Annotated in this window: 2 protein-coding genes; both read left to right on the forward strand. The window is 72.4% G+C overall.

The genetic code is table 11. The features are described 5' to 3' along the window. Nucleotides 1–62 precede the first annotated feature (62 nt). Nucleotides 63–1,634, forward strand: coding sequence for a succinic semialdehyde dehydrogenase (locus WH07_RS34510; protein WP_063775883.1), 1,572 nt, complete (start codon nucleotides 63–65; stop codon nucleotides 1,632–1,634). A 147-nt stretch (nucleotides 1,635–1,781) separates the two neighbouring features. Further along, nucleotides 1,782–3,560, forward strand: coding sequence for a GMC oxidoreductase (locus WH07_RS34515; RefSeq protein WP_046508923.1), 1,779 nt, complete (start codon nucleotides 1,782–1,784; stop codon nucleotides 3,558–3,560). Nucleotides 3,561–3,793: the final 233 nt, after the last annotated feature.

The raw sequence follows: 3,793 nt of genomic DNA on the forward strand, positions 1-3,793 counted from the left end.
CCCCTGGCACTTCGGGCGCCTCCGGCACCGGCCCCGCCCCCGGCACCCGCGGCACCAACCCGGTGGCCGCCGCCCCGGCCGGAGCGCGGACCGCGGCCGATGTGCTCACCCCCGAGGTGGTCGCCCGGCTCACGCACGGTGTCACCGGCTCCGGCCGTACCGCGAGCCACGCCCCCTTCACCGGGCAGAAGCTGGCCGACCTGCCCGAGTCCACCCCCGAGGACGTCGCCGCCGCCTTCGATCGGGCCCGTACCGCCCAGCCCGGCTGGGCGGCCGTCCCCGCGCGCCGGCGGGCCGCCGTCCTGCTCCGCTTCCACGATCTCGTCCTGGCCCGCCAGGCCGAGATCCTCGATTTGATCCAGCTCGAAACCGGCAAGGCCCGGTCGCACGCCCACGAAGAACTCCAGGGCGTCGCCGTCGCCGCCCGCCACTACGGGCGCACGGCCCCCTCGTATCTGCGGCCGAAGCGCCACACAGGCGCCGTACCCGCCCTCACCAAGGTCACCGAGCTGCGCCAGCCGCGCGGGGTCATCGGCCAGATCTCGCCCTGGAACTACCCGTTCGAGCTGTCCGTCAGCGACGCCCTGCCCGCGCTGGCCGCCGGCAACGCCGTGGTGCTGAAGCCCGACACCCAGACCGCCCTCACCGCGCTCTGGGGCCGTGACCTGCTGATCGAGGCGGGGCTGCCGCCCGAGGTCCTCCATGTGGTCCTCGGCGAGGGCCCGGTGATCGGCCCCGAGATCGTCCGGCACGCCGACTACGTGTCCTTCACCGGCTCGACCCGTACCGGCCGCGAGGTCGCGAAGGGCGCGGCGGACCGGCTCGTCGGCGTCTCGCTCGAACTGGGCGGCAAGAACGCCATGCTGGTCCTCAAGGACGCCGAGGTGGAGAAGGCGGCCGCGGGCGCGGTGCGCGCCTGTTTCTCCTCCGCCGGGCAACTGTGCGTCTCCATCGAGCGGTTGTACGTCCACGAGTCGGTGGCCGACGCCTTCCTGGCGCGGTTCGCCGCCCGTACGAAGGCGATGCGGCTCGGCAACTCCCTCGCGTACGGCGCGGACATGGGCTCCCTTGCGGGCGAACGCCAGTTCGCCACGGTCGTACGTCATGTGGATGAGGCCGTCGCCAAGGGCGCCACGGTCCTCGCGGGCGGCACCGCGCGCCCCGACATCGGACCGTATTTCTACGAGCCGACCGTCCTCGAAGGCGTCGAGGCGCCGATGGCGGTGTGTACGGAGGAGACCTTCGGGCCGGTCGTGTCCGTCTACCGGTTCGGCGACGAGGACGAGGTGATCCGCCTCGCCAACGCCACACCGTACGGCCTCAACGCCAGCGTCTGGACCAGGGACGCCGCCCGTGGCCGCGCGGTGGCGGCCCGGCTGCGGGCGGGCACGGTCAATATCAACGAGGGGTACGCGGCGGCGTACGGCAGCGCGCGGTCGCCGATGGGCGGCATGAAGGACTCCGGGCTGGGGCGGCGGCACGGCGCCGAGGGCATCCTCAAGTACACCGAGGCCCAGACCGTCGCGCAGCAGCGGCTGCTGCCCATGGCGCCGTCCTTCGGGATGGACGACGAGAAGTACGCGGCCCTGATGAGCCGCGGTCTGCGGGCGATGAAGGCTCTGCGGCTGCGGTAGTTCCCGACGAGGAGAGCGAGCGCGCCAGTGGCACAGGACGACGCCCGGGACGGCGACGGCTTCGACGGCACCTCCGACTCCGGCGATGCCTGCGACTCCGACCGCAACCACGACCACGACCACGACGACTTCGACTTCGACTACGACGTGATCGTCGTCGGCTCCGGCTTCGGCGGCTCGGTCTCCGCGCTGCGGCTGACCGAGAAGGGCTATCGCGTCGGTGTCCTGGAAGCCGGCCGCCGCTTCACCTCCGACACCCTCCCCAAGAACTCCTGGGACATCAGGAACTACCTCTGGGCCCCGGCCCTCGGCCTCTACGGCATCCAGCGCGTCCATCTGCTCGGGCATGTGATGGTGCTGGCGGGCGCCGGGGTCGGCGGCGGCTCGCTCAACTACGCCAACACGCTGTACGTACCGCCCGCCGCGTTCTTCGAGGACCCCCAGTGGGCCGCCATCACCGACTGGGAGCGGGAGTTGAGGCCGTACTACGACCAGGCGCGCCGGATGCTCGGCGTACGGCTCAACCCGACCACGACCCCCTCCGACGTCCATCTCAGGGCGGCGGCGGAGGCGATGGGTGTCGGTGACAGCTTCCACCCGGCGCCGGTCGGGGTGTTCTTCGGGGACGGCGAGGACGCCGACGGAACCTCAAAAGCGCGGCCGGGGGCGTCCGTCGACGATCCGTACTTCGGCGGCGCCGGCCCCTCGCGCCGCGCCTGCACCGAGTGCGGCGAGTGCATGACGGGCTGCCGGCACGGCGCGAAGAACACCCTCACCGAGAACTACCTCCATCTCGCCGAGCGCGCCGGAGCGGTCATCCGCCCGATGACCTCGGTGACCGCCGTGGAGGAGGATCCGGCCGGCGGCCACCGCGTCACCACCGTCCCCACCGACGCCCGCCGCTGGGGCCGCGGGCAGCGGCGCCCGACCGTCCTGCGCGCCCGCCACGTGGTGCTCGCGGCCGGCACGTACGGTACGCAGACCCTGCTGCACACCATGCGCGACCGGGGGTTGCTGCCGCGGATCCCGGCGAGGCTCGGCGAGCTGACCCGTACCAACTCCGAGGCCCTGGTGGGCGCGCAGACCGACGACCGGCGCTACCGCAGGCGGTACGGCGCCGCCGCCAGGGCCGACTTCACCCGGGGCGTCGCCATCACCTCCTCGGTCCACCCCGACTCCTCGACCCATATCGAACCGGTCCGCTACGGCAGGGGCTCGAACGCGATGGGCGCGCTGTCCATCCTCCAAGTTCCGCTGAGCGACCGGCGGATACGGGCCTGGCTCGCGAACGCGGCCAGGCATCCCGTACAGCTCCTCCGCTCGCTCTCCAACCGCTGCTGGTCGGAGCGGACCATCATCGGACTGGTCATGCAGTCGCTGGACAACTCGCTGACGACCCACCGCAGGCCGCGCGGCCCGGGCAAGGGGCTGCTCACCGCGCGCCAGGGGCACGGCGCGCCCAACCCGAAGCAGATACCCGAGGCGACCCGGGCCGCGACGCTCCTCGCCGAGGAGATCAACGGCTTCGCGGGCAGCAATGTCGGCGAACTGATGGGCACCCCGCTGACCGCGCACTTCCTCGGCGGCTGCGTGATCGGGGCATCGGCGGCGGACGGCGTGATCGATCCGTACCACCGGCTGTACGGACACCCCGGAATCTCCGTCGTCGACGGCTCGGCGGTCTCGGCGAACCCGGGCGTCAATCCGTCGCTGACGATCACCGCTCAGGCCGAGCGCGCGATGGCCTTCTGGCCGAACAAGGGCGAGCCGGATCCCCGGCCGGAGCAGGGCGCCGTGTATGTGAGGACCGAGCCGGTGGTACCGAGGTCGCCGGCGGTCCCGGCGGAGGCGTTCGGCGCGCTGAGACTGCCGTTCCTGGGGATACCGGCGGTGCCGCCGAAGGAGCCGGGGGCGCGGGGCGCCTGAGCGGGAGACGTGCGGACGGGAGACACACCGAGGCGCTGCACCCCCCTCCGAGTGCAGCGCCGTCGTGGGGCCCTCCAGATACAGATGTCACTGGTGGGGCCGGTCTTCACGCAAACAAGACCCACGGCACGGGGAGATGGTTGCAGGCGACTTCACGGAATCTTTAAGTGGCCTGCGTCACAAAGGCGCCGCGTCACAGAACGGTGAGGGGCGGGGTGGGGGGAGGACGGAAG

The organism is Streptomyces odonnellii (assembly GCF_000981895.1).
Taxonomy (GTDB): Bacteria; Actinomycetota; Actinomycetes; order Streptomycetales; family Streptomycetaceae; genus Streptomyces; species Streptomyces odonnellii.